The sequence below is a fragment of the Pseudoalteromonas sp. OF7H-1 genome, from assembly GCF_022347825.1.
Taxonomy (GTDB): Bacteria; Pseudomonadota; Gammaproteobacteria; order Enterobacterales; family Alteromonadaceae; genus Pseudoalteromonas; species Pseudoalteromonas maricaloris.
In genome coordinates this window covers 43,177-69,167 of record NZ_JAKRFX010000006.1, presented here as the reverse complement: position 1 = coordinate 69,167, position 25,991 = coordinate 43,177, and the positions used below count along the sequence as shown (strand labels likewise).

The window sequence follows — 25,991 nt, the reverse complement described above, 5'->3', positions numbered from 1 at the left end:
CTCAAATCGAAAATAAATAACCTCTTGATAAAAATCATATTTTTAATTTATTCATGCGTAAACGCGCAAAAATTTTTTCATTATTTCCCTTGATATCCGAGAACTTTAGACAATACTGTATATATATACAGCAATGTGAAATGAGGAGTTATCATGAGTCTAAAAAGCCCATTTCTGAAAGGTCTTCAGGAAGAAATGCGTATGCGTGGTTACAGCATTAGAACAGAAAAAACCTACCTATATTGGATTAAGGCATTCATTAACTTTCACCACAAGCGTCACCCTGAGACAATGGGAACGGAAGAGGTTACACAATTTTTAACTTTCCTTGCCAACCAACGAAATGTGGCTATCAATACACAAAAAATTGCACTTAACGCGTTAGCCTATTTGTATCAGAAGCATTTGCACCATGAGCTTGGGGGTTTAGGCTTTTGCTATGCCACTAAACAAAGACATTTACCTACAGTGTTATCCCCATCAGAAATCTCACTAATACTAAGTGAACTTGATGGCCGTGATAGACTAATAATAGAACTACTCTATGGTAGCAGACTAAGAGTTTCAGAATGCCTCAGGTTACGTATCCAAGATATTGATAGAGCTTCGCTGACCGTTAAGACGGTAAAGGGCATAAAGATAGGCAAACCATCCTCAGCAATAGATGCTCAATAAAGCTCACTACATATATTGAAATGGCTATTAAGATTCAACAGGATGACAACCTTCACGGGATAGGTCCATCTTTGCCAAATGCAGTAGAACGCAAGTATCCCAACGCATTTAGGCAGCATGGGTGGATGTTTATTTTCCCTTCCAGCACTACTTGTATCAATCCTTATACAGGAACACTTTGCAGGCACCATTTACATCAAAGTGTTATTCGTAAAGCGCTCGGGAATGCCGTGCGTAATATTCAAATAAATAAACGCGTCACCTGCCATACGTTTAGGCATAGCTTCGCAACCCATTTGCTTCAAGCTGGTCGTGATATAAGAAGTGTTCAAGAATTACTGGGCCACAATGACGTTAGTACCACACAAATCTATACACATGTACTTGGCCAACATTTTGCAGGTACAACTAGCCCGTTAGACACTATATAAATGTCAGAGCCCTTTCGAAACTCAGTAGCATTACGAAAATTGGGTCAACTGAAGCTAAAAAAGTTGGTTGCACATTCCACTGCTGAATCGAAATGGGGCAAGAATGAGCTGACTAAACGGCCGCTATGTAGAATGAAACTAACATTGACGACCGTCTCTTGTTTGCTCGAAGGCGAATTCTAAACCCGCTCTTTTTAACTGTAAGATCGGATATGAGATACTACCCTGTTTAACATGCACGAGCGTTGTTAGGGTTACTCTACCCTAAGCCTTATCACCATTCGAAAAGGTGGGCCATTTTTGAAATTGTTTTCAAACCAATGCCATGGCTATTACGTTTGGCATATAAGTGCTGTAGGGACTTATCTTTAATTTCGCCAACAATGACTTCTTTCACTTGATAACCCATTGCCACAGCAGCTGATGCATAAGCAATAAACTCCCATTTCTTGATATTAGTGTTATCAACTACGACCAAAGGGATACCTTCAGCTAAGGCATTAATAAACCGGGCTAAGTTTAAGTTGTGATATTCTGAAAGGCGTTGTTTTTCAAAATGATACTCGCCGTTTTCATTAAGAAAATAATCATCGGTTGAACAGATAAAATACTGTGTTTCATCGCCGGAGACGAGATCGTCGGCTAGCGTTTGCGCGTAATGCGATTTTCCAGAGCCAGGTAGACCCCTCAAAATAAAAACTTGTTTCATCGAGTTTTGAACGTCACTGTTAGTATTAATAAAGCTATTTTTATCATCGAACATTCATAATGCCACAGTCCGACTGTTTTTTCATGGCTTTTACTCATTCTTTTCAGCCCAGTTTTTTGCATTTCAGTGTTTTTTTATTTGTCCATCGCAGGTAAGATACGGCTTACATGACGATAAGACACTCTGTCTTTTAATTTACAAATAAAAAATAAATCATTTGGAGTAAAGATGAGCCACACAGCGATAACGGAGCTACTAGCAGGCACCGTTGCGGTTGACAGCCAAGTAACAGTAAAGGGCTGGATCCGTACACGACGTGATTCAAAAGCAGGTATTTCATTTCTAGCCGTTCATGACGGTTCTTGTTTTGACCCTATTCAAGCCGTAGTCCCTAATTCGCTGAATAATTATGACGAAGTGACTCGTCTTACTGCTGGGTGTTCAGTAGCGGTGACTGGTGTGCTTGTACAATCACAAGGTCAAGGTCAATCTTTTGAGATCCAAGCGAACAGCGTTGAGGTATTAGGCTGGGTTGAGAATCCAGATTCATACCCAATGGCTGCAAAACGCCACAGTATCGAATACTTACGCGAACACGCGCACCTTCGCCCTCGCACTAATGTTATGGGCGCGGTTACGCGTGTACGTAACTGTCTTGCGCAAGCTATTCACCGTTTCTATCATGAACGTGGCTACCAGTGGATCAGCACGCCTATCATTACTGCGAGTGACTGTGAAGGCGCAGGTGAGATGTTCCGTGTATCTACACTTGATATGAACAACCTACCACGCACAGACAAAGGCGATGTAGACTATTCAGAAGACTTTTTTGGTAAAGAAGCATTCTTGACCGTATCGGGTCAGCTTAACGGCGAAACATACGCAAGTGCCCTTTCAAAAATCTATACTTTTGGTCCAACATTCCGTGCTGAAAACTCAAACACTTCTCGTCACTTAGCAGAGTTTTGGATGGTTGAGCCTGAAGTGGCATTTGCCGACCTTAACGACATCGCAGCGCTTGCAGAAGACATGTTGAAGTATGTGTTTAAAGCAGTACTTGACGAACGTCGTGATGATATGGAATTTTTCGCACAGCGCATCGAAAAAGATGCCATTACTCGCCTAGAATCATTCATCGATAAAGACTTTGCTCAGGTAGATTACACAGACGCTATCGAAATTCTAAAAGCATGTGATAAAGAGTTTGAATTCCCAGTTGAGTGGGGCGTCGACTTACAATCAGAGCACGAACGTTACCTTGCTGAAGTACACTTTAACGCACCAGTAGTTATCAAAAACTACCCTCGTGATATCAAAGCATTCTACATGCGCCAAAACGAAGACGGTAAAACCGTTGCCGCTATGGACGTCGTTGCGCCTGGTATTGGTGAAATCATTGGTGGCTCACAACGTGAAGAGCGTTTAGATGTGCTAGATGCGCGTCTTGAAGAAATGGGCTTAAACAAAGAAGATTACAGCTGGTACCGCGACCTACGTAAGTATGGAACAGTGCCTCACTCAGGCTTTGGTCTTGGCTTTGAGCGCTTGGTTGCTTATGTTACTGGTATGGGCAACGTACGTGACGTTATTGCCTTCCCTCGTACAAAAGGCAGCGCGACTTACTAAAACGTCACAAACTCAGCTTTGCTAAAAACGCTCCCTTTTATGGGAGCGTTTTGAGATCTCTCATGATAACATCAGCGCTTTACTATAGTTGTACCAACATAGCGCTCACCCGAGGTCATAGAACCCAGCCAATTCAAACACCTAAGTATTCATATGCACAACACAGCCCTCAATGTAATGTGATGTAATCGATCAATTTGCATAACCATACTTAAATTAAACACTGAAAACACTTTATTAACAAACCTTTTAAAGGGAGTTTTTTATGTTTAATACTGTCACCAATCAGCAAGCAAAAGCCACAGCAGATCACCTACAAGCTGCGCTGCAACCTAACAAGCAAGGTTTTGTCCCAGATTACAATATACCTTTACTCGCAACAGGAGGAGGAAATAGCCAGCCAGAAACCCTCAGCGCACTTGGGCCATTGGCAGATCTCATCGGCACTTGGGCAAGCGCTCGTTTTGCGGGATTTAACGTCATGCCGCTGCCGCAAGAAACTGCTCCAGAAGGGGTTATATTATTTAATTTCCCTTACTACGAGGTGATCACCTTTAGCGCTACACAAGGAAAAGTAGTAAATCGAGGTGGCGATTATCAACAAAATAGTTATACGATCTTTTATGAGCAACGTGTATTTTTTGCCGACGGTTACAAGAAAGACCAACTTGTGCATGCTGAAAATGGCACTTGGCTCAATTTAGCCACCACCAATCAAGGTTCAGGTAAATACAACCGCCCTCCTTATATCCCCGCTCCTTCAGGTGGAGCAAACGTGCCAATACAAAATCCAGAGCATGCGATAGTCAAACAGGTTTCAATTCCACACGGTAACTCAATTTTAGCACTTGGAAATCATCACTTTGTCGATGGTCGTCCAGAAATTCCCATTGCCAACACGCTGCCGCAACCAGAAACTAAGGCAGGTACTGCCATTGCGGGTTTGTATGGCGAAAACTCACCGAGTAATCCAAATATCAATCCGAATATCGTGTTAGAACAACAATTGCTAGTTAACCAAGCATATAACCCTATCACTAAAACGGATATTTTGACCGTTAACAGTGACAATGATGGATTAGTTTCAAGTATCCCATTTTGTAAAAACCATGTAGACGTTCCAAACTTTTCTACCACTTACTGGATAGAAAGGTTATCCAGTGGCGCGTTGCAACTGCAATACACACAGAATATTTCGCTACAGTTTAACAACACCAAAAACAGCAAACTACTGTTTCCCCACATTACTGCAAACACCCTGTTTAAGGTGGGATAGCGATACTAGGATTTCGCTTAGGTTCAAAATATAAGTTGATATCTACATGTAGTTAGTCAGGTCTCAACCTTGTTGTTATTTGCCATGGCGAATTTAGCGGTGTCTATCGCCCGGCACCAAACATCAATCTAAAGCCATGACTTTGGTCATAAAGGATTTGAAAATGAGTAATGACGTTAAAGATCTTCAGGTTCAGCTCACTGAGCTAAGTTCAAAAGTTAAAGAATTAGAAAAGCAATATTCTGAGCAGCAAGCAGAGGGAGTACGTAAATGCGACGCTTGCGCCCTTACGTGCAGTCCTTGCTATTTATGTACTCCTTGCACACCATGTTCGCCTTGTACAAACTGTCTCCCTTGTGTTGTCAATTTCTGTAACTGCTGCCTTCACTGTCAGCCTACTGCTACGCCAGAATCTGCATCATTGCAATGTCTACAGTGTCAACCTTCAGGGGGCGCTAGTGTTCAATGCGCACAAAGCATACAGTGTGTTCCTTGTATCATTTCGTTCTGTGTAACCTGCCAGCCTACACAGTGTGTATTATGTCAACCACAGTGCGTTACTTGCCAACCAACACAATGTGTTTTATGCCAGCCGCAGTGTGTTACTTGTCAGCCAACACAGTGTGTATTATGTCAACCGCAGTGTGTTCCTTGCCAGCCAACACAATGTGTTTTATGCCAGCCGCAGTGTGTTACTTGTCAGCCAACACAGTGTGTATTATGTCAACCGCAGTGTGTTCCTTGCCAGCCAACACAATGTGTTTTATGTCAACCGCAGTGTGTTACTTGTCAGCCAACACAGTGTGTATTATGTCAACCGCAGTGTGTTCCTTGCCAGCCAACACAATGTGTATTATGCCAACCCTCTGTTAATCACTTTCAAGGTGCACAATTGTGTGCCGGAAGTAACCCAACATACCAATGTTATACCTGTACACCAGGTCCAATTTATTGCTGTATGTTGAGTGCAGTTCAAGGATAAAGACATTAGTGAAGCCTCTTTATCGGGGCTTCCATAACTTACAGAGGATGCATATGAATAAAGATAAAATAAGGCTATCACCTGCCGCAAGTATCTTACCTAACGATGAGGGAGTATTGCTACGCTCTGATCTTGGAGATTTTCAACTCCATGGAAAAGACATAAGTGCTTTTGTTGACGACATTATTCCTTTATTAAATGGTGACTTTGGCCTCGATGAGATCGCATCACAGATAACGCAATACTCTAGCGCTAGTGTTGAGCAATTGTTGCGATTATTGGAACAAAAAGATCTCATTGAACGCGTTGTTATCAACTCAACCTCAGCTCCTTGGCCTGAACAATACCGCTTTATTAACGCGTGGCAAAATGAGGCAAAGCGTGATCCACGAACACTCCAGAATAACCGTATTCTGTGTATAGGGTTAACGCCTTGGGCGATGCCTATGCTAGAAGAGCTGTTAAATGCTGGCGTGGGGTATATTCATATTCTTGATGATGCTAATTGTACTAACCAAAGTGGCTATTATCATCATGCAGTTAATCACCTGCCAAGTAATACTACAACGGTCGATGCCTTCACAGACTACCTAAAGCAACGCTTTGTTCACTCAGAAGTTAGTGCACAAACTGCCGAACTGAACTCCCCATTAGATGAAGTTATTCTTCAAAACTGGGATCTGGTTGTTATTTCTCTGCCATCGGACTCGCTCAGTGCGCATACCAACATCGCCACGCATTTAGCTAAGCTTGCACTACCCACTTTTTACGTCTCAATTGATGGACTAACCGGGCATGTAGGTCCATATGTTACCAATCAAGGCGGTGGATGCTGGAACTGTTTACGACTGCGAAAACTTGGCACTGCAATAAATCCGCAAACTGCACACAAGATTGATGAGATCACGAATAAAGCACATTCCGGCGCTCGAGCCCATTCAATTTTAAGTAGTATGTCAGCATCAATCGCAATGCAGGCTGCAACGGATATACAAACCATTTTGTTACAGTACACGCAATCTGTGCTGCAAAATACTACCAGAACAACCAATTTGGTTAGTGGAGAAAGCTCGCTTCACCCTATTATTCCAGTCCCCGAATGCGCAGTATGCTCTGGCCCTAGTGAACAAGATATCGCTGCCAACAATAAGGCGTTACCAGCCATTTCTGAATTAAAGACAGTTGAGCAATTTAAAACAATGATGCGAGGTTGGGTTGACCCAGAATTTGGCGTGATAAAACAACTAACGGGCCATGCCCCCCACTTACCTGAACTCCCAGTCACCGCATCCGCTAGCCTAAGTAGTTTTACAAGTGGTCAATTTGATCCGAGAACACAAGGCCAAGTTGGTTCAGGCAAAGGATTAGACTCGCTTTCAGCTCATATTAGTGCCGTGGGTGAAGCACTTGAACGTTATTCAGCAGCGAGATACGATATTCGTAACTGTCGTTATGCCACGGTAAATCAACTTCAAGGAGACTACGTAAACCCAGCAGATCTAGTCCTCTATTCTCCCGAGCAGTATGCAACACCAGGGTTTCCTTTTAGTAAATGGCGAAGCAAACAAAAAATTCATTGGGTTGAAGGCAATTGGATTGGCACAAGTCGCGCTACTTGGGTGCCCGCTTTAGTGAGCTACTTTAATTTTACTTGCCCTTATGAAGAACAATTCAGTCAAGTTTCTTCTAATGGCTTAGCGGCAGGTAAAGATAACGAAGATGCCGCTGTCAGAGCCTGCTTCGAACTCATTGAAAGAGATGCGATGATGCTTACCTGGTACGCCCAACTCCCTTGTACTAGATTAGATGCCGACTCTTTGCTAACTGGCAAGTTGAAGCTCATGGTCGAATCGATAACACAGCAAGGCATAGCGCTAGAGTTATACCTTCTTGACGTCGGCATCCATATCCCAACGGTAGTTTGCCTTGGTCTAGGCGATGGCATCACCACGCCTGCGGTATCAGTTTCACTAGCAACCCATGACAACATCAATGTGGCTGTCACCAAAGCATTATTGGAGCAAGGTCATGTTATGCCCTATCTTTGCAGCCTAATGCAGAGTGGGCATAAAGCTCCACAAACCGTAGAGCAGGTCAGAACGTTAGAGGATCATGCTGCATTTTATTTCTCTAGTGCACACTTATCCGCCTTTAACTTCATGAGACAGCCTAAATCTGAATCTAAACCGCTATCATGCTGGTCTTATCCTACACTTGAGGGAGCCGCAGATCTAAGACAGCGCATTACCAAAGCGGGGGTTGATATTGCCATTGTTGACGTCACTGCTTCAGACGTTGCATTAAGTCCATTTAGAGTTGCTCGAGCTGTTGGTGTTAATATGCAGCCCATTCACTTTGGCGAACAATTCAAGCGCATTGACAACCCAAGATTGCATAAACTCTTGGCAGGCCGCGCGGTTAACTTGTATCCACACCCCATTGCATAAGGACTCAGCTATGAAAGTTTTAGTATGCGGAACAAATTACGGTGCTACTTATATTCGGGCATTACAGTTTCAAAATACGGGATTGATGCTCAGTGGCATATTGTCAACTGGTGGTCTTCGCTCAACACAGTACGCTCAGTCCTTTGCCGTACCACATTACACCAATGTAGAGCAGATAACTGACAAACAAGTAGATATTGCTTGTGTGGCTATCGCTGGCGATGCCGGCATTGAGATTACTATCGCACTATTAGAAAAACATATTCATGTAATTTGTGAACATCCAATTGGGCCGACCTCGATGGCACAGGCATTAGCAGTCGCAAAAGCGAATGGCGTTAGGTTCTGGGTGAACGCCCATTTCGCCGATTTGTATCCTATTCGCTCTTTCTATGACAGCTACTTCAGTGCCGCAGCACAAGGCCAATGTATGCATCTAGACCTCGCCGTTAACCTCAGGACACTGTATTCGGGACTAGATTTAATTTGTCGTCTGTTTACCGACGAAGTTGATGTGACAGTAGCCATTCAACCGAAGGCTACTCCGAGTGCGTTTGCTAGTATTTTGCTACAACGCGGGGAGATGTCCATTTCGCTGCTTTGTCAAAACTTTGCGTCTGAGTTTGATGATGGTTCAGCAACATTTATCAATCATAGAGTCTCAGCCATATTTAACCATGGCACATTACTGCTAAGCGATACTTATGGTCCGTTAACTTGGTTACCATCACCTATCACTATGTCTAGTAAAGAGTGGCGAAGCCACTACCTGCTGGAGCAACATGCGTTTACGGTGAATGAAATAATGACATTGCGCGATAAAGCCAACTTAGCCGTACTTGAACAACTTAAAGCCGTTATCTATGGCGACAGCGACTGTCCCCATTTTCAAACGCCTGACTACCTAATTGCATTATCAAAGCTTTGGGAGAATGTGTATTTAGTATTGAATGGAAGTAATGAGGCGGGTTAAAGAAAATATGCCGCAAAAGTAATACCAACTAGCCTAACTCAATGATCCATTTTTAGGCGAGAAAATCTTGTCTATAACATAGCTATGGGCAAGGTAGCAAGGTCTGTTTCGGCGAGGTAAAAGTTTTTGTTATTTAGTCGCTCAATTTGAGGGAGTATTAACGCTAAATGGAATAATAGAGTGGATCGAACAGATCCACTCAAAGCATAGACTTAAAGTACGTCTAGTAGTTCAACGTCAAAGATCAACGTTGAGAAAGGTGCGATTGCAGCACCTGCACCGCGCTCGCCGTATGCAAGCTCATGCGGCACGTATAGACGCCACTTTGAACCCGCAGGCATCATTTGAAGTGCTTCAGTCCAACCTTTGATCACGCCATTTACTGGGAATTCAGCTGGTTGACCACGCTCGTACGAGCTGTCAAATGTAGTACCGTTGATTAGTGTACCGTGGTAATGAACACGTACTTTTGAATCTTCAACAGGCTTATCACCTTCGCCAGTTTCAACTACTTCATACTGAAGACCTGACTCAGTTACTGTTACTTCAGCACGTTTTGCATTTTCTTCTAGAAACGCAACACCTTCAGCTGCTAATACTTTCGCTTCTTCTTCACGACGCTGTTGGATTTCAGCATTGATCTTCTCAAATGCCGCTTGAATTTCAGGGATCTCAACGCGGAAGCTGTCACCAGCATAAGCGTCTTTCATACCTTCGAATACAGAGTTAAGGTTTAGACCTTCAAAAGGGTTTGCTTTAAGTTGCTCACCCATTTGTAAACCAATACCGTAACTCGCTTTATCTGCGTCTGTGTTGAATTGAGACATAGTCTTTCCATATTTTTTATTAACAAGAATCTTAGATTGTATCACAGCCAAAATAGGCAAGATACCGGAGCTGCTTGATTATCAAGCAGTCGAGCTATTCGTCAGACACAAAAAAACCGCTAACTAGCGGCTTTCTCTTCGGCATATTGTTTGAGTTTTTTCATCACAAAGGTTGCAAATGGCAGCAATAATACAAGACCAATATTAAGCTCATCACTGTACTCACCCAAGCTACCAACAAAGTAGTGTCCAAATCCAACCACACCAAATAATGCAATAACCACACTAGCGATTTCTGGCCAAGATTTTTCATATTTAGTGATCAGATGACCAACAAGGCAATTGAATAAAAAAACATGCAGCAGCGTCATTGTGATATCAGGGTCTTGTTGCGAATCAATCGACAACGTTAGCGCCATATTTAGACCACTAAGATAAAAATAACTAAATACAATCCAAATAGAACTATGTTTTATTATTGCCATGTTACTAGCCGCAGACATACACGCCTCCAAACGAAAAAAACCGCCATTTGGAGGCGGTTTTGGGAATGAGGTGGCGGAGAGATAGGGATTTGAACCCTAGATACGCTATTAACGTATGCCGGTTTTCAAGACCGGTGCTTTCAACCACTCAGCCATCTCTCCGTTGTTGGCGCGCATTTTATGGAGTTATCCATCGGTTGTAAAGCACTATTTCAATTTTTGCATTCAAAAGCGCAAATATTAGCCGAATAATCAATAATATTGCTTTGGCCTTTTGGCAATGTAAGCAAAAATACAACTAGCGATAACCATTGCTATCACGATTATCCCCGAATCAATCATGCCAATGACTGCATTTTTTGCAGGCAGTACTTTTTCAATGATAACCGGAATAGATGAAAACAACACAACGGTACTGAGCACTTTGAATGCTCTGGAAAAATCAAATCGCTTGGTGTAACTCATCCATGTTGTTAGTAATCCTAATACCAAGATAGGCGCTAATAGCCCCATCCATATCTCACTGGTATAACTCGATAATGCAACGGTTGCCGTGCATCCTATCAAGCTCCAAATAATCCAAGCGGTCCAATTTTCCCGTTCTTTTAAAAATAAATTACCCATGACACATCTTCTTTCAATTAGCTTGTTATTTTTATTATTGTTATAGAAAACAGGATTTACTGTCTTAGAGTAGCAAACATACTGGCTATAAAACAACCACATCGGTTGTGACAGTTTAAATAATGAAAAGTTCAACAAAAAGTATCAAAGAATGTGTTACCACAACATTAATCGCTGTATAAAAAAAGCGCAGCTATTGCTGCGCTCACCTTACTTTATTTTTAACCGGGGAATTTAACTTTCAGCTTTATCAAGTTCATCCACTAATAATTTGGTTTCATCCGCCCTCGGTTTTGTAAATCTCGCTAAACCGAGATAAACGACAGGTGTGAGGTAAAGCGTAAAGAAAACCGCTAATCCTAAACCGCCAAATACGACCCAGCCAATTGCATTTCTCGACTCAGCGCCTGCGCCAACCGATAAAATCAACGGTAAAGCACCGAGTAATGTAGATACTAAGGTCATCATGATAGGACGCAAACGGATCACCGCAGCTTCTTCAACGGCTTGTCTTACTGACCGTCCTTTATCACGTAACTGATCTGCGAACTCAACTAATAAAATGGCATTTTTAGCAATTAAGCCAATCAACATCACTAAGCCAATTTGCGAATATATGTTTAGCGAAGTTCCAGTAAGATACAGCGCCAATATGGCGGAGGTGATCCCAAACGGAACTGTGATCATAACTACAACGGCACTATTTACACTTTCAAATTGTGCAGCAAGTACGAGCAACACAATCAAAAACGCCAGCACGTAGGTAAGTAACACTTCGTTGGCCGTTTCTTCAAAGGTTAACGCTTCCCCTTTAAACGCCAGCGTCACGCTGTCAGGTAAACTCTGATCTGCCAGCGTTCGTAATTTTTCAACCACTTCTGCCATAGGCATGTCTTCGGGCTGTTTCATATCCAGCTCGATACTACGACGCTGAGCATGGCGTTCAAGCTCAGCAGCTACGCCCTCTTCTACAATAACGGCAAGGCTACTTAGCGGAACCAATGCACCAGAGCGGCTGCCAACATAAAGGTTAGCCAAATCACTTGGATCTCTGATGGTATGGTTTTGAGCCTGCAGCATAATTGGTATGGATTGGTCGCCAACATTCAAATCAGCAACATCATCGCCATTAATGGCCGCCCTAAGTGTCGTTGAGATATCACTCAAACTAACGCCAAGCTCTTCTGCTCTTCGACGGTCAATGTTTACGCGGAGCTGAGGTTGCGAGGGTTGATAAGAGATTTGCACTGGAGCTACGTCTGGCATTTCTTTTTCAACCAAAGCCGCAAATTGTTGCGCTGCTTTAAAAATCTCTAAATAGTCGTTACCAAGTAGCGCAAGCTCGATACCACCACCTTGGCCTCTAAGATTTAAACTGTTTGCACCAAAGGCACGAGCAGGTGCACCGGGTATATTACCAAGCGGTCCTCTGATCTTATCGATAATTTCCTGTTGCGAGAAATGACGCTCATCCCAATGCTTTAGCGGCACAGTAATGAACACGATATTGGGATCCCACTGACCAACAACCGTATAGATAGACTCTATTTCTCCACTTTCCACAAAAGGTAATAAAATATCTTCCATTTGTTTGGCTTGTCTATCCATAAAGTTAAGACCAACACCGTCAGGCCCTCTTGCGAAAATGCGAATTTTACCTCTGTCTTCAGATGGCAAAAGCTCATTATCCAATTGCGAATAGAGCGCACCAGACAAGCTCGCAATAACCACAAATACACCAAAGGTTAGCCATGCATGGTCAAGTACCCAGTGGATCGTACCGCGATACATTTCTGCGAGCTTCACACCAACACTTGAAAACAGGTGCTTTTTGCTATCTTGCTTTACTTTTAACTTAGATGTTAATGCTGGCACCAATGACAGTGCCACAAATGAAGAAATAATCACGGCACCAGCTAACACGCCACCAAACTCCCTGAACAGTCGGCCCGCAGTCGAGGGTAAAAAGGCAATCGGTACGAATACCGCAGCAAGTACTGCGGTTGTCGCAACTACAGCAAAGAAGACTTCTCTTGTCCCAAGTACCGCCGCAGCGCGACGACCTATCCCTTCGCCACGACGACGCTGAATATTCTCACTAACAACAATCGCATCATCTACGATAAGTCCAGTGGCCAACACCAGTGCTAGCAAGGTTAAAATATTAACAGAGAAGCCAAGCGCCCAGATCAGCGCCAAAGAGCCGATAAGCGCGACTGGGATCGCAAAAGCAGGAATAAGTGTCGCACGCCACGAGCCAATAAATACCCACAGTGTGAATACCACCAGCAATATGGTTATCACCAAAGAGCTCAAGACTTCATCTACGGATGAGCGAATAAACTGTGCATCATCGGAGGTGACGAATAGCTCCAGATCTGGAAAGCGTACTTTTATCTTATCAACGAGTTGCAGCACTTCATCTGAGATTTCAATGGTATTGGACTGTGCTTGGCGAATGATCTCAAGCCCAATTACAGGCTCTCCATCAAGCCTCACCATAGAGCGAGGATCAGCCGGTCCAAAATACACAGAGGCAATATCCCCCACCCGAGTCTCACCACGAATGATGATATCACTCACCTGCTCAGCGGTTACAGAGGTGGCATCGGCACGGACAATCAGCTGTTGGTCGTCCGACTTTAAACTGCCTGCGGGTACATCAAACGGTGCTTGTCTAAGCGCCGCAGCAACATCCGGAACGGTTAGATTAAAGCTTGTCAGTTTTAAGGGATCAAGTCTTACTCGCAGCACTCGCTCTCTATCGCCGTTCAGGCGCACATCGGCAACGCCTGGAATAGTCAAAAACTGCGGCGCTAAGTCTTTTTCTACTCGCTCGGTCAATCCTTCTAGTGTTAAAGAGGCACTACTTACAGTTAAAGACACCACGGCTTCTGCGTCATTATCCGCTTTAATAATGGACACCCGCTCGACTTCTTCAGGTAGCTCTCTCTGTACTCGAGAAACAGATTCGCGTGTTTCGTTTGCTGCATCATCTAAGTTAATGCCCGGACGAAATTCAACAACAATCCTCGCATTATTTTCTTCACTTTGTGCACGAATGCTTTTTACACCACTGACACGCGCGACAGCCCCTTCTAACTTACTCGTTACTTCGGTGTCGACAGTCTCAGGCGAGCCGCCAGGAAACGATGCGGACACCGTTAAACGCGGCCTATCTACATCGGGCAGTTCACGAACTTCAACGCCGGCAAGAGCTGCAATACCTGCAATAATAATCAATAAATTTAATACAACGATTAATACCGGACGACGAATGGCCATCGACGGTAAATCTTGTAACTGTGGTAACTCCGGTTTAGTCACGATTTATTCCTTCGCCAGTGCATTCGTCACCGCAATTTCTTGCCCAGGACGAAGACGTTGCACCCCTTCTACAACTAATAACTCTCTTGCAGCCAAATCGCCTGATACCAGCAATTTACCCGGCAAACGCTGTTGGATTTTCACATCAATACGCTTAGCTTTGCCATCTACTTCTTTCCATACATAAGGACCTGTTGCGCCCCAAAGCAGTGCGGCTTCAGGAATAACGGCAAACTCTTCACCTAATACCGTTAGCGATACTCTAAAGCTCATTCCAGGTAAAAAACGGTCATTGCGGTTTTCAAAGATGGCTTTGATTTTTAATGTGCGGGCTGTTGGATCTATTCTAGAGTCCATTTGCGCTATCTTTGCGTCTATCCGTGTTGAATTATCATTCCAAGGTGTCAGCAGCACGCTATCGGTCGATTTAAGCATGCCATACGCCGATTCCGGTGCCGCAAATTGAACATACAACTTATCAAAATTATCGATACTCGCAATCGCGGTTTGGGTGGTAATGCGATCTCCAACCTCAACGTCGGTGAGTCCCATTACGCCAGAAAAAGGGGCGATCACTTGGCGGTCTTCTAATTCATTCTCAGCTTGGATCAAGGCGACCTTTGCTAAGTCTCTGTCCGTTACCGCTTTATCTAATTCATTAATTGGGACGGCACCGCGCTTTTGACTATCAGTTAGGCGGTCGACGGTGCGCTGCGCATCTGCAAGACGAATTTTAGCTTCTTCAAGCGCCGCTTTTTGGCGGCGTGAGTCTAGCTCCAATAGCAAAGTACCCGCTTTAACCTGATCGCCCGGTTTAAAATGTACCGCAGTCACCCTATCACCAATCGCGGGATACAAAATAACCGATTGAATAGCTTCAGCATTACCTACAGCCTGAATTTGCTGGCTACTGCTTTCAAATTGAATAGGCTCTGCAATCACTTGCGAAGGTTTCGCCAAAGCGGCATTGGTTATCAGCATAGTGGCCGTAAAAACCACCAAGCGCGTTACTTTACACATATTAACCTTAATAATTTCCATTGTTCTTAGCTATATTTGAGTGTAACAGTTAATCACTCACATCAAGATAAACTATTCGATAACACACAGTATAAGTGCGATGAGATGCAGTATGCCTTGCAGCGTTTCAAAGGCAAGATAAGCCCATGTAAAGTAAGGTAAAGTTATGTAAAGATTGAGGGGAAGTGAGGCGCGATAGACTACCGCGCCAAATCATGACTATTGTGCGGCCGCGCGCATTAGTCTGTCGTTAACATCGCGCCACTCGGGCGCCGTTGGTGGTGCTTCCAACAAAATCTCGGTTGCACTTGATTGGTCCAATTGATGTAACCCGTGATAAAGGCCCTGCGCATATTTGGCTTTGTCAGCACCAAGTTTAAGATCCACCAGCTCGTTGTTTGCTGAATTCTCAGAGATCATTCGCTCAATTTGTGATGAATAATACAACACACCGGTATTCGCTTCGCACTGGCCGCATAGGCGAGCAGCTAACTCTTCCGTTGACAACAGGGTAAGTGGCTTGCTTGGTTGGTAATGGGCTTTTACGTTACCAGGGACGGCTACAGTGTGTACATCAGGCTCATCCACTTCAATATTGAGCACCGCTTCAAGTGCAGCTTTAGTAATAGGGCCTGCTCGCAAGATCCTCGGTGTGGCTGAAGATATATCGACAATAGTAGACTCAAGTCCCACTTCACATGGGCCGCCGTCTAACACAGCTGCTATTTTTCCCGACAATCCAAACAATACTTGTTCGGCGGTGGTTGGACTAATTTTTTTATAAGGATTAGCAGAAGGCGCAGCAAGCCCGGAGTTAATGTGCTGTAATAATGCTAGCATTGCAGGGTGATTTGGCACACGTATACCCACGGTTGGGTGGCCGCCTGTGACTACATCGCTCACATGTGCTTGCTTTTTGGCAACGATCGTCAGTGGTCCTGGCCAAAAAGCATCTGCTAAAGCGTCAAAATAGTCTGGCAATGTTTCCACCCACTCAGTGACCAAAGACTTGTCTGCGAGATGTACGATTAGCGGGTGATCAGCTGGGCGTCCTTTTGCTGCAAAGATTTTTTTTACCGCATCGGGTTGCCTTGCATCTGCTGCTAAGCCGTAAACGGTTTCTGTAGGAACCGCAACAAGGTGACCATCACGTGCAAGTTCAGCCGCTTGCGCCACAGCGCTCGGATCAGTTGCCAATAAATGTAAGGTAGTTAAGCTTGCTTCGCCCACGTGTCTTTCTCGCTGTAAAAAATGGACGCGAATTATAACCAATTTAAAATGCAAAGAGCCAGTATTACTGGCTCCAGCGTAAAAGCTAACATCAGGAGCGGTTAGCGTTATTCAGCGCTTGCGACCATCACGGTTTTCACGTTAACAAACTCTTTGATCCCAAAGCCACCATGCTCTCTACCATAACCACTGTCTTTAACACCACCAAACGGCAAATTTGGTTGTGCCAACGAATAGCCATTAATATTCACCATGCCAGTATCAAACTCCTTAATAGCAAGCTCTGTTGCACGTTGTGTGTCTTCAGAAAAAATGCCACCACCTAAACCATAGCGTGAATCATTGGCTACCATCATCGCCTCAGCCTCATCATGCACACGAATTAGCGACGCCACAGGGCCAAATAGTTCATCATCATAAGCCGGCATACCGGGTTTAACGTCTTCCAAAATGGTGACTGGATAATAAAACCCCTGTTGCTTTGGAATTTCTCCTCCAAGTGGACAAGTCGCTCCCGCCTTAACGGACGCTTCAACTTGTTGGTGTAATTCATCACGTAAATCTTTACGCGCCATAGGACCTAAGTCGGTGTCTGCTGCGGTTGGGTCTCCCACCTTAAGCTGCTTAAAGCCAGCCACAAAAGCCTCTCTAAATTGATCATAAATCTCATCAACGATAATAAAGCGCTTTGCTGCAACGCAGGTTTCACCATTGTTGACAATACGACCTTGAATACACGCGGACACCGCTTTATTAATATCAGCGTCTGCCAGCACCACAAAGGCATCGTTACTGCCAAGTTCTAGGACGGTTTTCTTAGAAAGCTCAGCCGCCTGCTTTGCAACTTGTTTACCTACTTTATCGCTTCCGGTAAACGTAACACCGCGAATATATGGATTCTTTATCAACTCGCTTGCTGTCTCACCATCAATTAATAGTGATTGGTAGCAACCTTTTGGAAAACCCGCCTCTAAATATAATTCTTCAATTAATTTAGCCATGCCAAATACATTTGAGGCATGTTTCATTACCGTGGTATTACCCGCCATCACGTTCGAAACACTGTATCTGATAACCTGATAAAGCGGAAAGTTCCAAGGTTGTATTCCTAAGATCACGCCTATTGGTTGATAAGTAATAATGGCGTGTCCCTGCTCAAATACCCGATGTTCATCCTGTAATTCTTTTTCGCCATGCTCAGCGGTATATCGGCAAATTTCAGCACACAAGGAGACTTCCTGCTCGCCCTGCTCCGTCACTTTGCCCATTTCCTCGGTCATCAGTGAGACTAACTTGGATTTATTTTGCTCAATTAAGTCAGCAAGTCTGTTTAGCTTTTGTGCTCGTTGTGTAAATGTGGTTTTCTTCCAAAATGAATAACAGTCATTGGCTAAATCCACCGACTTTTGCGCCTCGTCCAAGCTCATTAACGTATATTCATTAACGGGTTGCTCTGTCGCAGGATTAATTGTGGTTACCGTATTTGACATCATAAAGCTCCTTCAAAAATTTAACGGCGAAAATCAATTTTTAGATTTACAGCGATAACCTTTGAATAAGCAAGGAAGACACCAATCTAAAAATAAAAAGATATCCCATTGATTATTATGAATTAATTTAATTTCAGGGTTAGATTTCGAAGATTTTGAAAACGGGAATTAGAAAAGGCTACACACCTAACATGAAAAGTTTGCAGAGCGAATGGCGCTTGCACAAATAGCTGGCAGTGAAAGGTTTAGCAGAGAAAAGGGACCAACTAGTCCCTTTGTTATGTATTCTTAGTACATTGCATCTTTAGCGCTTTTGACGTTGCGCTTCTTTTTGCGCTAGCTTTTCTTCTTTACGCTTACGAATAGCATCCTGTGCTTCATGGCCGATATGACCTTCGCCGCGTAGCTTCGCCAGTTCAATTTGCTTTTGACGCTCAGCAAATCGTGCAACTTGCTCTTCTGTTAAGTCTTTGTGGCAGTGGTGACAAGACACCCCTTCCATATATTCTTCGAGTTGTTTCTCTGCTTCCGTGATTGGCATACGACAAGCATGGCATTGATCATAAGACCCTTTGTTTAAATCATGATCGACCGCAACACGGTTATCAAACACAAAGCACTCGCCTTCCCACATGGTTTCTTCTTTTGGCACGTCTTCTAAGTATTTAAGAATACCGCCTTCCAAGTGATAAACTTCTTCGAAGCCTTGCTCTTTCATATACGCTGTCGATTTTTCACAGCGGATCCCGCCAGTACAGAACATCGCCACTTTTTTGTGTTTTTCTGGGTTTAAGTTATTTTGTGCCCACTCAGGGAATTCACGGAAAGTCTTGGTTTTAGGATCGATGGCATTTTTAAACGTACCGATCTCGATTTCATAGTCGTTACGCGTATCAACGAGCACAACGTCAGGATCTGAAATCAGTGCGTTCCAATCTTGTGGTTTTACGTACGTACCAACCACTTCTTTAGGGTTGATACCTTGCACACCCATGGTCACGATTTCTTTCTTAAGCTTTACTTTAGTGCGGTAGAAAGGGCACGTTTCATCGAACGACTCTTTATAAACGATGTTATCAAGGCCCGGTTGTTTGTCTAACCATGTAAGTAGCGCATCAATACCTTCACGTTTACCAGCAACGGTACCGTTAATGCCTTCTTCGGCAAGTAATAACGTACCGCGAACTTCATTCGCTTCCATCACATCGTGAAGTGGCTGCCTGATCTCTTGGTAGTTAGGTAAAGAGACAAACTTGTACATAGCACAAACAACGTATTGTTCTGACATTGTATTTTCCTAGATTTAAGCTTTGATTAGCTTACACATTAAGCATGACGATGTGTAAAGCACGAAAACCGAGTCGCAAACCCGGCGCTGAGGCGCGTATTTTACGGATTTTTGATTAAAATGCAAAAAACACAAATTCTATATCCGATAGCGTCTATGCTTTGGTATAATCGCGTGTTTTTAAAATTCAAGACTTGGAGAAATTGACTTGAGATTCACTGAACTTGGGATAGATACGCGCCTAGAACAACAACTGGCTCACCAAGGGATCACGGAACCGACCGAGATCCAAGCGCATGCCATCCCAACGGCTCTAGCTGGCCACGATGTTTTTGCGCAGTCTAAAACAGGCTCTGGCAAAACCCTAGCCTTCTTGCTGCCTGCCGTACAGCGTGTAATGAAACAAAAAGCGCTGAGCAAACGCGATCCTCGCGTTGTTATCGTAGCCCCAACTCGTGAACTCGCGACTCAAGTGTTCTCTGAGTGTCGTGCACTGTGTGCTGGCACTAATATTCAAGTCTGTAAGATTTTGGGTGGTGAAAACTACAATGATCAGGTAAAAGCGCTACGCCGCGACCCGCATTTTGTGGTGGGTACTCCTGGTCGTATTGCCGATCACGTTGAAAATCGCTCATTATTTTTAGGCGGTCTTGAACTGCTTATTTTTGATGAAGCAGATCGTATGTTTGACCTTGGCTTTGAAAAACAGTTAGACGTCATTAATGACTCTGCAGATCACCGCCAAAGACAAACGCTGCTATTTTCAGCCACACTAGACCATACCCAAGTTGAAGCATCGTCACGTCAATTACTTAAATCGCCAAAGCGTATTATGTTGAGCAATGCCCACCAGCAGCATGAAGACATAAAGCAAGCGCTCTACTTTGCCGATCATTTAGATCATAAAGAAGCACTGCTTAAGCACTTCATCACACAAGATGACGTAGGACAGTGCATTATCTTTACCGCAACCCGTGGCGACACAGACCGATTAAGCAAACTGCTAAATGAGATGTCGATTAAAGCGGTATCGTTGTCGGGCGATATGCCACAAAATAAGCGGTTAGACATCATGGAAAGCTTCAGCCGTGGGATCTATAAAGTGCTGGTTACCACAGACGTTGCCTCTCGTGGTCTCGATTTGCTCTCTGTTACTCATGTTATGAATTTTGACTTGCCTAAGCAGGCAGAAGAATATGTCCACCGTATCGGTCGTACAGGGCGTGCTGGGTTTAAAGGCACTGCTGTTTCATTTGTTGGTCCTAAAGATTGGGATAGCTATGTGGCAATCAAAAACTATCTTGATGAACCACTACGTTTTGAAGAAGTCCCTGGTCTTGTTGGTAAATTCAAAGGACTTAAGCAAAAACCGCAGCAGAGTAAAAATCGCTCTGCAGAGTCTGCGCCAAAGCAAACAAGTAAACCTAAGAAAAAGCCGGTGAAAAAGTCACAACCGAGAAAAGTGGTCCCGCCACCAATTGATATTGACGGTACTATGCCGATGCGTCGCAAACCAAAACCACAAACTGACGAGGAATAATCATGTTAGGTCAAATCAAAATGTTAACCATTGAAGAGCTTACCGCGGAAGGTGCTTATTTAAACGGTGGTGAGCTTGGCGATGTGTTTCTTCCTCGAGCAGAAGTGCCAAAGCACACCGAAGAGGGTGACTCTGTTGAAGTATTTATCTATTTAGATAACTTGGGACACGCAACGGCAACAACCAAAAAGCCACTTGCACAAGTCGGTGAGTTTGCCCTGCTTCGCGTAAAAGAGATCAATAAGGTTGGTGCTTTTATGGATTTGGGTATTGAAAAAGACGTGTTAGCGCCTTTCAATGAACAAAAGCCGAAAATGCGCGACGGCTATAGCTATTTGGTTAGGCTTTACCTAGACAACGCCAGTAAGCGTATTTGTGCGTCTAGTGCGCTGGGTAAGTTTTTAAGTAAATCAAAAGCCGAGTACGAGAAATTCGAAGAAGTAGATCTAATCGTCGCTGCAAAAACCGATCTTGGCTATAAAGTGATCGTCAATGAAAAACACTTTGGATTGGTCTTTTTCAATGATGTATTTAAGCGTATGTATATTGGTCAGCGCATGAAGGGCTTTGTAAAAGCGGTTCATGACGAAGATAAGATTGATATCGTGTTAGAAAAGCCAGGTATTGGTAAGGTTAAAGACCTTGCGGAAATTATTTATAGCAAGCTTGAGGAAAGTGGCGGTTATTTACCGCTGGGCGATAAGTCAGATCCTGACGCTATCAAGCGCACTTTCTCTACCTCTAAAGCTAACTTTAAAAAAGCCATCGGTGGTTTATTTAAAGATGGCCGAATTGATATCGAAGCGACTTCTATTTCAATTCGCAAGTCTTAAACGCACACAATACTTAGCAAGTCTCAACCTGAGGCTTGCTAGTTACATTACACTTACTTCAAGCATATCACGCCATTTATCTACCGCTTTTAATCCAAGTTCAAACCCCAGTTTATAATCAGACTTTAAGGTCTCAGGGCTTGAGCCTAAAATCATAGATTCCAGTGGTCTATTGGGCGCTATTTGAATGACGTTAACATCTTCTGGTGGTGAATTCATAAAGTTAACCGCATCGGCATAACGACTTTGATAGTGATGATACATTTCAAACATTCGAGGAGATTGATTAACCCGCCGCATGATTGGCTTTAAACGCTCAAGCACTGGCATTTTGCCATCGTCATGTGCCTCAATGGTTCTGATCACCCAAATCGTCTTTGCCCCTTGGCTGTGTGCCCAGCGCACGGGTAAAGGATCGGCCACGCCGCCATCCATCATGCCGTGACCCGCAACTTTAACGCCTGGTCGATATAAAAAAGGGATTGCACTAGAAGCCTTTAAATGGGTAAACATGTTATCGTGCCACGTATGCAAATAATGTGGCTCAAGCGAGTCTAAGTGACTTGCAACCGCATAAAAGTTACTTTCCGGCGTGAGGTGATTGGGCTCAGTTGGAAACCGTACTTTTCCGCTGTGCTCTACTTGTTGAAAATACCAATCCAAGTCAATGACATTACCACCGGTAAAAAATCGCGCGGGACGGAAAAACTGCTGCTCCGTTGTAAGTGATTCGATAGCGGTTTGCGCATATTGACTGGCGCGAGCGCAATAAGCTGCGAGGTTTTGTGCGCCCGCTGAGACACCCACTTTTAAATCAAAAGGCGTAAATTTTTTCTCAAGAAAAGCATCAAGCACGCCCGCTGTAAAAATGCCTTTTTGACCTCCGCCCTCAGCGATAATTGCAGAGCGTATGTTAGTTGTCATGTTGTGCTCTTTTTATTATATAAACCTGTACGCATCTTATTTTACTGTGGGCAAAAACCGTTAAATTCAAGCTTTCATAACACTTAACAATAAAAATGCCCTGCTGAACGGAAAAGTTCAAGCAAGGCATTCGTAATATACACAGCGTGATTAATATATGGTTAGAGTTTGCTTACGGAACTCTCTACCGGCCGTTTTAAAAAGCTGACTAATAGCGCGGGTAAAATGGTGAGTGTGACGATAGTTGCCATAGCAATACCACAAAGCACTATCATGCCAACGCCTCGATAAAGCTCAGATCCTTCTCCTGGAATAAACACCAATGGCGCAAGACCGCATAGGGTTGTCATCGTTGACATCACAATCGGTTTTAATCGCGTTTGTAACGCTGAGATCACCGCCTCGTAAACACTCATCGCGGTACTCTCAAGGTTTCTGCGGCTTTGATCGACAATCAGAATAGGATTATTCACCACAGTCCCTAACAAAATTAAAAAGCCAAGCATAGTGATCATGTCAAAAGGCTGGTGGAAAGTGCCTGTTATGCTACCAATGCCATTAATAGCAATTAGTCCAAGTAAGCCCCCTGCCATGCCAAGCGGCACTGTTGCCATAATAAATAGCGGATAGCCCCAATGCTTGAAGATTGCGACAAGTAGTAGATAACACAGCGCTAAAGCAACGATAAAATTACTGCCCAGCGCTTCTTTGGTTTTGTCTAGTTGATCGGCAGCACCACCGATACTCACATTGACACCAGGAAGCAGATCGCCCTGCCTCTGAAGCTGCGGTAATAATTCCGTTCTTACTAATTCCTGCGCTTCCTCTAGCGCAACATTTCTTGGCGGAATAATATATACAGTCACGGTTCTGCGACCATCAACTCGACGCAAACTATCACTGTCTGCTTTTTCTCGTAGATCGGCCAAAGCGCTCAGCGGGATCAGTCCTGCTTTGGTCACAACCGGAGATTGCGCTAATTGCGAAAGACTTTGCTGATTACCCGACTCAGAAAATAAAAAGACGTCTACTTTGTCATCGTCTAAGATCAACTCGTCAACATAGGCGCCGTCACTCAAGGCTGCGACCGTATAGCCGAGTTCGTCAGCACTCATACCCACTTCAGCTAACCGTTGCCATCTTGGTTGAATCTCTATTAGCGGTTGGTCGAGTGTCAGAGAAGATGGCGCAGAATCCACTTGTGGATTCTCAAAGACTTCCCCCGCTAACCGGTACACTGCATCTGCCGCCCGGTAGAGCGCCGTTTGATCTGTACCGCTAATATCCAAAGCCACCGCTCTTGAACCACCATCATTACTTGAGATAATCGAGCCTCTCGAAGAAAATGCGCGCATTCCTGGGTAGCTTCTAAACTTGGTCGTGATTGCCTCCATCATTTCATCGATGTATTCACGGTTGTATGGTTCACTCAATAGCCAAATGCTACCAACACCAACAGACATCGAATAATACTTTAAAGGTGGCAACGACGTTTTACCTGATACAAAATCGCTGTCATCGTTTTCCAAATGCTTGTTTAAATAAGGAAGTAGTTCATCACCAATTTTTTGCATATGGCTGAGGTTATAGCCCGGAGGCGCTATCATCATAGAGAACGCTTTTGGCTCCTCTCCCTCCGGCAAATATTCGGCTTTAGGCATAAATAACCACGCACCACCGAGTAACAACACACTACCGAATACAATACACACTATGCGAGCACGTGGACTTGATAACATCGCCGGAATAAACGTTGGCAGTTTAGGCGTAGACAACATGCCACTGGAGATCTCCTTACAGGCAAAATTTGCATTTGCCGCAGGCACCACAAACAAGGCCACCAACATAGAAGCGATGATTGCAGCAGAAATCGCAATTGCGACGTCGGAATAAAGCTGCCCGGCTTCTTGCTGAATAAACAAAATAGGTGCGAATACCAACACTGTGGTCAGGGTTGAAGCAAGCACCGCAGGCCATACCTCTTGAACACCGGTAATAGCAGCTTGAAGTTTGTCGAGACCTCGGCGTCTGGCTTGCTCTATGTTCTCAAGTACAACAATGGTGTTATCAACCGTCATGCCAATGGCGAACGCAACGCCGGCGAGGGAAATCACGTTGATCGTTCTGTCAAATAGCAACAGACCCAAAAATGCCGCGATGGTACAAATTGGCACGCCCATCACACCAATAAAGGTAGAGCGTGGGCTCTTTAAAAACCAAAACATCACCAGAGTCGCAAGCAACGCACCTAGCGCTAAATTCGTCCAAACATTTTCAACTGATCCTTTAACGTAACGAACATCATCGCTCAATAGCGTCAGTTGTAGTCCATTACCTGCGAGCATGTCACGGTTGATGCGAGCCACTACCTCCATCATTTCTTCTTTAATCGCCATCACGTTAGAACCGCTTTCCCGTCTCACCGAGAGCATTAAGGCTCGCTCGCCATTGTTATAGGCAATGTCGCGCACTTCATAATGATCAAGCTTTACCTGAGCGATGTCTTTGAGCTTAATTGTGGTGCCCTCACGGTGACTGACTACCAGCTCTTCTAGCGCTTTAGCTGACTCAAAGCGGCCGACCATACGCAGTAAATAACGGCGTTTACCACTGTCTATATCGCCGGCAGAGGCATCTTGGTTACGGCTGCGTATTGCATTTCTAACGTCAACTAAGCTAATTCCACGGCTCGCTAATTGTTCTTGATCTACCAAAATTTGTACTTGATAGAGTGCACCACCGCGCACACCAACCTGAGATACTCCACTGACTCTTTCCATTTCTGGACGAATAAAGTCTTCGGCATAATCGCGAAGCATATCAATATCAAGATTGAGTGGATTTCCCGGTTGCGGCTTTAGATTAAAAAACATAAAGGCATTGCTCGAAAACGCGCTGCTGTATAACACCGGCTGGTCAACGTTTTCAGGATAATTTGGCACCTGAGATAACGCATTACTCACGTTTATGAGCGCTTCGTTGACGTCGACACCAAATGGAAACTCAAGCTCTATCTCTGCCTCACCGGTATTGGCATAACTTGACATGCGAGTTAGATTCGCAAGTGAGCGAAGATACCTTTCTTGCTCTATAAGTATCTCTTTTTCAACATCTTGTGGCGTGGCACCGGGCCAATTGGTCACCACAGTGATGGTTCTTACTTCAAGATCTGGGATCATTTGCACTGGAATTTTAAACGCGGCAACAATACCCAATATCGAACAGATCAATACCGTTACTGCAACTAAAATGGCGTGATTTACACTGGCTCTTAACATCACCCG

General features: G+C 44.1%; 18 protein-coding genes, 1 tRNA gene and 1 pseudogene. 8 read left to right on the top strand and 12 right to left on the bottom strand.

Features of this window, described 5'->3' with window-relative positions; genetic code table 11:
- Nucleotides 1-153: 153 nt before the first annotated feature.
- Nucleotides 154-1,106, top strand: a pseudogene (locus tag MHN30_RS09290) (integron integrase).
- A 274-nt stretch (nt 1,107-1,380) separates the two neighbouring features.
- Here the strand turns inward: MHN30_RS09290 and MHN30_RS09285 are convergent.
- The gene (locus MHN30_RS09285) at nt 1,381-1,815 is read right to left on the bottom strand and encodes an ATP-binding protein (protein WP_239359456.1); all 435 of its coding nucleotides are present in this window, start codon (nt 1,813-1,815) and stop codon (nt 1,381-1,383) included.
- Between the two features lie 228 nt (nt 1,816-2,043).
- On the opposite strand from MHN30_RS09285, the gene asnS reads away from it, so the two are divergent.
- The 5 genes from asnS to MHN30_RS09260 all read left to right on the top strand — a co-directional run bounded on the left by asnS (nt 2,044) and on the right by MHN30_RS09260 (nt 9,119).
- Nucleotides 2,044-3,441 carry an asparagine--tRNA ligase gene (gene asnS / locus MHN30_RS09280; RefSeq protein WP_010379069.1) on the top strand — a complete coding sequence of 466 codons (1,398 nt, stop codon included), beginning with the start codon at nt 2,044-2,046 and terminating at the stop codon, nt 3,439-3,441.
- A 265-nt stretch (nt 3,442-3,706) separates the two neighbouring features.
- The gene (locus MHN30_RS09275; RefSeq protein ID WP_239359321.1) at nt 3,707-4,717 is read left to right on the top strand and encodes a heme-binding protein; all 1,011 of its coding nucleotides are present in this window, start codon (nt 3,707-3,709) and stop codon (nt 4,715-4,717) included.
- A gap of 533 nt (nt 4,718-5,250) precedes the next feature.
- Entirely contained in the window at nt 5,251-5,682 is a 432-nt protein-coding gene (locus tag MHN30_RS09270; RefSeq protein WP_239359320.1) for a hypothetical protein, read from the top strand.
- Nucleotides 5,683-5,752: 70 nt separating this feature from the next.
- Nucleotides 5,753-8,146 carry a TOMM precursor leader peptide-binding protein gene (locus MHN30_RS09265; protein ID WP_239359318.1) on the top strand — a complete coding sequence of 798 codons (2,394 nt, stop codon included), beginning with the start codon at nt 5,753-5,755 and terminating at the stop codon, nt 8,144-8,146.
- 10 nt (nt 8,147-8,156) lie between these two features.
- On the top strand, nt 8,157-9,119 hold the full coding sequence (locus MHN30_RS09260) for a Gfo/Idh/MocA family oxidoreductase (RefSeq protein ID WP_039495834.1): 963 nt from the start codon (nt 8,157-8,159) through the stop codon (nt 9,117-9,119).
- A gap of 212 nt (nt 9,120-9,331) precedes the next feature.
- Here MHN30_RS09260 and MHN30_RS09255 read toward each other — a convergent pair whose 3' ends face one another.
- From MHN30_RS09255 to MHN30_RS09215, 9 genes are all read right to left on the bottom strand, one after another.
- The gene (locus MHN30_RS09255) at nt 9,332-9,946 is read right to left on the bottom strand and encodes an FKBP-type peptidyl-prolyl cis-trans isomerase (protein WP_010604796.1); all 615 of its coding nucleotides are present in this window, start codon (nt 9,944-9,946) and stop codon (nt 9,332-9,334) included.
- A gap of 119 nt (nt 9,947-10,065) precedes the next feature.
- A complete protein-coding gene (locus MHN30_RS09250; protein WP_010604797.1) occupies nt 10,066-10,449 on the bottom strand; it encodes a hypothetical protein in 384 nt (127 codons plus the stop codon).
- A 53-nt stretch (nt 10,450-10,502) separates the two neighbouring features.
- Nucleotides 10,503-10,593, bottom strand: a tRNA-Ser gene (locus tag MHN30_RS09245).
- A 90-nt stretch (nt 10,594-10,683) separates the two neighbouring features.
- Entirely contained in the window at nt 10,684-11,055 is a 372-nt protein-coding gene (locus MHN30_RS09240) for a hypothetical protein (protein ID WP_010379077.1), read from the bottom strand.
- Nucleotides 11,056-11,289: 234 nt separating this feature from the next.
- Complete coding sequence (locus tag MHN30_RS09235; RefSeq protein ID WP_171039521.1) at nt 11,290-14,340, bottom strand: efflux RND transporter permease subunit; 3,051 nt, start codon at nt 14,338-14,340, stop codon at nt 11,290-11,292.
- Nucleotides 14,341-14,385: 45 nt separating this feature from the next.
- Complete coding sequence (locus tag MHN30_RS09230; RefSeq protein WP_239359316.1) at nt 14,386-15,423, bottom strand: efflux RND transporter periplasmic adaptor subunit; 1,038 nt, start codon at nt 15,421-15,423, stop codon at nt 14,386-14,388.
- Between the two features lie 198 nt (nt 15,424-15,621).
- A complete protein-coding gene (locus MHN30_RS09225) occupies nt 15,622-16,632 on the bottom strand; it encodes an L-threonylcarbamoyladenylate synthase (protein ID WP_239359314.1) in 1,011 nt (336 codons plus the stop codon).
- A 107-nt stretch (nt 16,633-16,739) separates the two neighbouring features.
- Nucleotides 16,740-18,122, bottom strand: coding sequence for an NAD-dependent succinate-semialdehyde dehydrogenase (locus tag MHN30_RS09220; RefSeq protein ID WP_010604801.1), 1,383 nt, complete (start codon nt 18,120-18,122; stop codon nt 16,740-16,742).
- A gap of 304 nt (nt 18,123-18,426) precedes the next feature.
- Nucleotides 18,427-19,410: a rhodanese-related sulfurtransferase gene (locus MHN30_RS09215; RefSeq protein WP_010379088.1), complete on the bottom strand. Its 984-nt coding sequence runs from the start codon at nt 19,408-19,410 to the stop codon at nt 18,427-18,429.
- A gap of 208 nt (nt 19,411-19,618) precedes the next feature.
- Here MHN30_RS09215 and MHN30_RS09210 point away from each other — a divergent pair, with 208 nt between their 5' ends.
- Both MHN30_RS09210 and MHN30_RS09205 read left to right on the top strand, forming a co-directional pair.
- Nucleotides 19,619-20,950, top strand: a complete 1,332-nt coding sequence (locus MHN30_RS09210; RefSeq protein WP_045988801.1) for a DEAD/DEAH box helicase — start codon at nt 19,619-19,621, stop codon at nt 20,948-20,950.
- A 2-nt stretch (nt 20,951-20,952) separates the two neighbouring features.
- Entirely contained in the window at nt 20,953-21,783 is an 831-nt protein-coding gene (locus tag MHN30_RS09205; protein ID WP_010379092.1) for a S1-like domain-containing RNA-binding protein, read from the top strand.
- 42 nt (nt 21,784-21,825) lie between these two features.
- On the opposite strand, the gene MHN30_RS09200 is transcribed toward MHN30_RS09205, so the two are convergent.
- Nucleotides 21,826-22,707, bottom strand: a complete 882-nt coding sequence (locus MHN30_RS09200; protein WP_095729389.1) for a patatin family protein — start codon at nt 22,705-22,707, stop codon at nt 21,826-21,828.
- 161 nt (nt 22,708-22,868) lie between these two features.
- Entirely contained in the window at nt 22,869-25,985 is a 3,117-nt protein-coding gene (locus MHN30_RS09195; protein ID WP_239359312.1) for an efflux RND transporter permease subunit, read from the bottom strand.
- Between the last annotated feature and the right edge of the window lie 6 nt (nt 25,986-25,991).

Bases quoted from the DNA above. Each gene is read 5' to 3' on its own strand.
- MHN30_RS09285 (WP_239359456.1), bottom strand. From the start codon at position 1,815: ATGAAACAAGTTTTTATTTTGAGGGGTCTACCTGGCTCTGGAAAATCG.
- asnS (WP_010379069.1), top strand. From the start codon at position 2,044: ATGAGCCACACAGCGATAACGGAGCTACTAGCAGGCACCGTTGCGGTT.
- MHN30_RS09275 (WP_239359321.1), top strand. From the start codon at position 3,707: ATGTTTAATACTGTCACCAATCAGCAAGCAAAAGCCACAGCAGATCAC.
- MHN30_RS09265 (WP_239359318.1), top strand. From the start codon at position 5,753: ATGAATAAAGATAAAATAAGGCTATCACCTGCCGCAAGTATCTTACCT.
- MHN30_RS09260 (WP_039495834.1), top strand. From the start codon at position 8,157: ATGAAAGTTTTAGTATGCGGAACAAATTACGGTGCTACTTATATTCGG.
- MHN30_RS09255 (WP_010604796.1), bottom strand. From the start codon at position 9,946: ATGTCTCAATTCAACACAGACGCAGATAAAGCGAGTTACGGTATTGGT.
- MHN30_RS09250 (WP_010604797.1), bottom strand. From the start codon at position 10,449: ATGTCTGCGGCTAGTAACATGGCAATAATAAAACATAGTTCTATTTGG.
- MHN30_RS09240 (WP_010379077.1), bottom strand. From the start codon at position 11,055: ATGGGTAATTTATTTTTAAAAGAACGGGAAAATTGGACCGCTTGGATT.
- MHN30_RS09235 (WP_171039521.1), bottom strand. From the start codon at position 14,340: ATGGCCATTCGTCGTCCGGTATTAATCGTTGTATTAAATTTATTGATT.
- MHN30_RS09230 (WP_239359316.1), bottom strand. From the start codon at position 15,423: ATGGAAATTATTAAGGTTAATATGTGTAAAGTAACGCGCTTGGTGGTT.
- MHN30_RS09220 (WP_010604801.1), bottom strand. From the start codon at position 18,122: ATGTCAAATACGGTAACCACAATTAATCCTGCGACAGAGCAACCCGTT.
- MHN30_RS09215 (WP_010379088.1), bottom strand. From the start codon at position 19,410: ATGTCAGAACAATACGTTGTTTGTGCTATGTACAAGTTTGTCTCTTTA.
- MHN30_RS09205 (WP_010379092.1), top strand. From the start codon at position 20,953: ATGTTAGGTCAAATCAAAATGTTAACCATTGAAGAGCTTACCGCGGAA.
- MHN30_RS09200 (WP_095729389.1), bottom strand. From the start codon at position 22,707: ATGACAACTAACATACGCTCTGCAATTATCGCTGAGGGCGGAGGTCAA.
- MHN30_RS09195 (WP_239359312.1), bottom strand. From the start codon at position 25,985: ATGTTAAGAGCCAGTGTAAATCACGCCATTTTAGTTGCAGTAACGGTA.